Origin of the sequence: Superficieibacter electus, from assembly GCF_002915575.1 — a bacterium.
Taxonomy (GTDB): domain Bacteria; phylum Pseudomonadota; class Gammaproteobacteria; order Enterobacterales; family Enterobacteriaceae; genus Superficieibacter; species Superficieibacter electus.
In genome coordinates this window covers 1-2,881 of sequence record NZ_PQGD01000064.1, presented here as the reverse complement: position 1 = coordinate 2,881, position 2,881 = coordinate 1, and the positions used below count along the sequence as shown (strand labels likewise).

Genomic DNA, 2,881 nt, shown 5'->3' with positions numbered 1-2,881 from the left:
AAAAATCGGCCCAGATCCGCGAAATTTTAATCAGCGAGTCAGCTTGGGAAGAAATGACCTGCTTATTCGCACCTTCCCTAGATGCCTGTGTATCCATGCTCGGAAAGATACTAAAAAAAATGTCTAACAAAAACGGTATCTCACAAACGGAAGAATCTGAATTCGCATTTCTTTTAACAAACTATATTAAACAGACTTTGACTTTTAGAGAATGGCAACGCAATGCTGACGGAAATCAACGACTGCACTTTCTTATTAATATCTACGGTGCAAAAGAAGACGGTGGCGAAGTGGTTTTAAGACCATTTATTGTAAATCCTGATGAATTAATGCTTACTCCAGCGGATGTCGTTGAATTTAATTCGCAGGTTATCAACGTTGATCGGCAGCGTCATCCTGAGTGGTTCCGTTAACTGGTCACAAGGGTTAAGAGCCTGAAAGGCTGCGATAGTGTATACGCAGCCTATTCTGTATAGCCGTCGCGTAATAATTGTTCTAAATGACTATCGACCGTTTCCTGATCACCAGGAATATATCGTGGCCATCCTGTTATATCGTTGACGCGTTTCACTATGTATGGATGAAACCCAAACTGCTCGGAAGTGATGTCAATATAATATTGCACTTCTTCGAAGTTCAATTCACACCAATAATGGCCAAAGCCACCACTCTCTGTAAATATACCGCCATCATCTGCACCGTTACCCCCACGAACAACAGCATCTAGACCTTTAGTTTTTGCTAAATAACATACAAGATAGCTTGCAAAAAGGCATGTGCCTTTCGTCTTCTTTGTGCCGCACTCCGTCAAAACTGAAAGTAGCTTTTCATGCGCCACTCGTGCAATGCCTGATACCAATTCCGGGGACATGTCTGCTCCAATGAAATTATTAGATCGACTTAAACAGGTAATATGTAATTAGGCATTACGATAAGTCGTGCCCTATTGGTTGGTACATCGTAAGAAAAGTAACTTTTCTAATCCCAGCCTGCACTCCGGGAATGCTTCTAACCTGAATAAATCACGGGGGCAGTGCTGGATACTTGTCAACTGTATTTGGATTCACAGGCTAACTATTTTTATACAGTTTAAGTGAATAAAACTTACTTAAAGCAGCGAACCACGCCGAAAGTGTAATGAGGAATACCGCCAATTCATCAGAACCATTTTTGATAGCACTGAGTAGAGCGATTAGTCCAAGGAACACCGAAAGAAAGACTAGTATTGCGGGTAAAAGTTTATACATGATAGACGTTCCTTTTAAAGGTTCAGATAGGTAGACCAACGCAGATAACGTCGGAATTGCCTGTTGTAAGATTACGCTCATTTAATTATTTTTATAACCTATGAATCCGCGTATAATTTCATTTGTAGTAATCTTCGTAATATATATCTGATAGACATTGATCTTTTTAATGTCTTGTTGACTCACAACACCATATAAGCAACTCTTAGATTGGTTTAACACAGCGCTTCCACTAACTCCATTTTGATAAAAAGCAGTCAAACCATCAGAACCAACTATTCCTTTATAATAGTAGGTTGAGTCGGGGGAAGCATACGTATTTGAAAGCGTATTATACATTCCCGATAGAACCCAAACAGACTCACCTGGAGCTAGAACATTATCACATACTGGAAGCTTCCAATTAGGTGGGGCTTTGACAATAGTATTTTTTTCTACTTTTAAAAGAGCGAGGTCCCGGTTCTTAGGATCATCAATATTGATAACTGTTGCTGGTTGGCTCCCATTCCTTGTTATTATACTTAGACTATAATCCTTGCTTGCATCAAGCCATAAATGTGAAGCTGTAAGAATATGTTGTTCATCGATCCAAGTACCTGAGCCGGAGATTGTCTTATTTCCAGACTTGATTTGAATTTTTACAGCTGAGTCCGAAAGCTCAAAATCATTGTGGTGCATACTTTGTTTATGAGGATTATCGGTGGAACAAGCAGAAATCAGTAAGGCTGAAAGAGCTAAAACCTTTCTATACATAGTCAGTTTCCTTCGAATAAGGCGAGTTTGGTTTCTAGAATATTTTATCCAGCGAGGAATTCTTCTAACGTGCTATCTTGGTACTGGGGATATATCTGCTTCATCATGCCAAAAGCAGCAACCGCTACGCTTTCTAAGTCGGAATAGAATTTAGGCTCCGTATTAAGATCATCACCATTCTTCAGAACGCCCTCGAAGCAGCTATAATCATTTCCGAACTCTTGAACAATAATCCAGCGCCCATCACGGAAACCTACGAGCATAACCGCTGAATTAGGATAGTCGCCAGCAGGCGTTAGCCAATCAAAGTGATAGTGCTTTATCGTATCATATTTCAGATGTACATTCATTATTCCTCCGTTGGCGATTACATTATTTGAGTTTTTTCATGGACTCTAAAGAAGCGAGGTAGGAATTATAGCGATCACCAAATTTTTCTTTCGCACGCTTAACGCGCATTTTCTCCGCGAGCTCAGTCTTGTTTTCTGCCTGGTAGGTCCTATTATTTTGCGTCTTTACTTCGGCCCCTGGGCCTGCTGCGTACGTTTTGTTTTTCTCGCTAATACACGCTCGGCATTTACTCTTGAGGCCAAACTTGCCCTTGAGCTCTTTTCCAAACTGTTCAAAGGGTTTAACTTGCTGACATGATTTGCATTTTTTAAAGCCCGGGGGGAGGTAGGTGTCAGCCATGAGCTGCTCCAGTAGGTATTGATTATAGGTGATTTTAACTTAAAGACGACGTCACTTTCAAATAAATCGACTACTTAACGCTGATCTTACATAATCCTGATTATGCGCACTTAAGTTGTAATGGCTCAATAGTAATGTCCGCCTGTGGCTCAATTCAGATGTCCGCGCTATGGTAAGCTTCACTGGTCCGT

General features: G+C 40.7%; 5 protein-coding genes. 1 reads left to right on the top strand and 4 read right to left on the bottom strand.

The window, feature by feature from the left end; genetic code table 11:
• Nucleotides 1-413, top strand: a 413-nt coding sequence (locus tag CHU32_RS27695) for a hypothetical protein (RefSeq protein WP_234943038.1), incomplete at its 5' end; no start/stop codon positions are given.
• A gap of 50 nt (nt 414-463) precedes the next feature.
• On the opposite strand, the gene CHU32_RS27690 is transcribed toward CHU32_RS27695, so the two are convergent.
• The 4 genes from CHU32_RS27690 to CHU32_RS27675 all read right to left on the bottom strand — a co-directional run bounded on the left by CHU32_RS27690 (nt 464) and on the right by CHU32_RS27675 (nt 2,690).
• Nucleotides 464-871: a hypothetical protein gene (locus CHU32_RS27690; protein ID WP_001371904.1), complete on the bottom strand. Its 408-nt coding sequence runs from the start codon at nt 869-871 to the stop codon at nt 464-466.
• Nucleotides 872-1,328: 457 nt separating this feature from the next.
• Nucleotides 1,329-2,000 (bottom strand): S1 family peptidase, encoded by a 672-nt coding sequence (locus CHU32_RS27685; protein WP_000285959.1) that lies wholly within the window; start codon nt 1,998-2,000, stop codon nt 1,329-1,331.
• A gap of 44 nt (nt 2,001-2,044) precedes the next feature.
• Complete coding sequence (locus CHU32_RS27680; RefSeq protein ID WP_001100610.1) at nt 2,045-2,350, bottom strand: hypothetical protein; 306 nt, start codon at nt 2,348-2,350, stop codon at nt 2,045-2,047.
• A 22-nt stretch (nt 2,351-2,372) separates the two neighbouring features.
• Nucleotides 2,373-2,690, bottom strand: a complete 318-nt coding sequence (locus CHU32_RS27675) for a hypothetical protein (protein WP_000785965.1) — start codon at nt 2,688-2,690, stop codon at nt 2,373-2,375.
• Nucleotides 2,691-2,881: the final 191 nt, after the last annotated feature.

Excerpts from the sequence above, each read along its gene's own strand:
- CHU32_RS27680 (WP_001100610.1), bottom strand. The coding sequence starts at position 2,350 with ATGAATGTACATCTGAAATATGATACGATAAAGCACTATCACTTTGAT.
- CHU32_RS27685 (WP_000285959.1), bottom strand. The coding sequence starts at position 2,000 with ATGTATAGAAAGGTTTTAGCTCTTTCAGCCTTACTGATTTCTGCTTGT.
- CHU32_RS27675 (WP_000785965.1), bottom strand. The coding sequence starts at position 2,690 with ATGGCTGACACCTACCTCCCCCCGGGCTTTAAAAAATGCAAATCATGT.
- CHU32_RS27690 (WP_001371904.1), bottom strand. The coding sequence starts at position 871 with ATGTCCCCGGAATTGGTATCAGGCATTGCACGAGTGGCGCATGAAAAG.